Genomic DNA, 1,229 nt, shown 5'->3' with positions numbered 1-1,229 from the left:
TAGAAGGCAGAGCGAATATTGCTAAAGACAGAAATGTACGTTTTGATCTGAAAAACAATACAACATGGACGTTAAAAATCAGCAAAAATGAAAAAGATGATGATGGCAATCTGCTTGATATCGCTCAAAGATCTCGTTCTGATATTTCCACGCTTAATCTCGATAACAGCTCCATTGTTTTTGAGAAACCAACAGAAGATCATTACCAAACATTGCATATAGGTTCTGGTAAACCAGACACGCAAGAAGTCTACAATGCAACGGGTGATGCAAAGATTTACTTCAACACGGCTTGGAGTGATGGTGCTGCAATAAATGACCAAAAAACCGATAGACTTTTGATCCATGGGGATGTCTCTGGCAACACATCAGTTTATGTCACGGGGCGCTTAGAAGAGAACAATATCGAAGCAAATACCTCTGCTACTGCCAATGTCCGGGGTCTTTCACTTATTCAAGTTTCTGGAAAAGCAGAGGAAAACTCTTTCAAACTGGTAAATGGCTATACCACAAGAGGTGGCTTACCAGATATGTATACACTACGTGCCTATGGACCAGACTCAAGCCAAGGCAACGCCGATATTGCACAAAACCTCTTTGATGAAAAGAATGAAAATTTCTGGGATTTCCGTTTGCAACCCGAACTGCTTGACTCCAATTCTGGTTCAAATCCTGATCCTGAAACAAATATCCCTACCGTTGCCCCTGTACCACAAACAGCAAGCTATTTAGTCATGCCAAATGCTCTCTTCTATAGTGGATTAACCGATATGGCTAAACAAAACGCACTCTTAGCCAATATCAGAACATCTGTTTTAGGAAAAGAAGAAGAAAAACAAACCGGTTTCTTCCTCTATACTTACGGAAACACAGGAACCTTATCTTCTGAACGTGGACCTCTCAAATATGGTTATGGTGCTGATATCCGCTATGCTGCTCTACAAGCCGGTGTCACATTCGCAGCATTAGAAGGACAAAATACCACAACACATTTCGGTCTTGTAGGCACCTATGGGCGGCTGTCTTTCGCTCCAAAGGATATGGATGATGTAAGTAAGAGCACATTGGATAAATGGTCACTAACAGCTTATGGCAGCGTGCAGCATAACAATGGTTTCTATATGGATACACTGTTATCCTATGGAATTCTAAAAGGAGATATCGGCAATGCTATCATTGGCAAAACCGCAAAATTGCAAAATGCCAAAATGTTGAGTATCTCCACCACT

The 1,229-nt window shown here is 41.2% G+C and carries 1 protein-coding gene; it reads left to right on the top strand.

The window, feature by feature from the left end:
- On the top strand, nucleotides 1-1,229 hold a 1,229-nt coding region (locus tag ACFIKN_RS08235; RefSeq protein WP_375658229.1), incomplete at both ends, for an autotransporter outer membrane beta-barrel domain-containing protein.

The sequence above is a fragment of the Bartonella sp. CL436QHHD genome, assembly GCF_042195105.1.
In the GTDB taxonomy this organism is placed as follows: Bacteria; Pseudomonadota; Alphaproteobacteria; order Rhizobiales; family Rhizobiaceae; genus Bartonella.
Note: the sequence above shows the minus strand (reverse complement) of the source record. Positions and strands in the feature narration are given on the sequence as shown.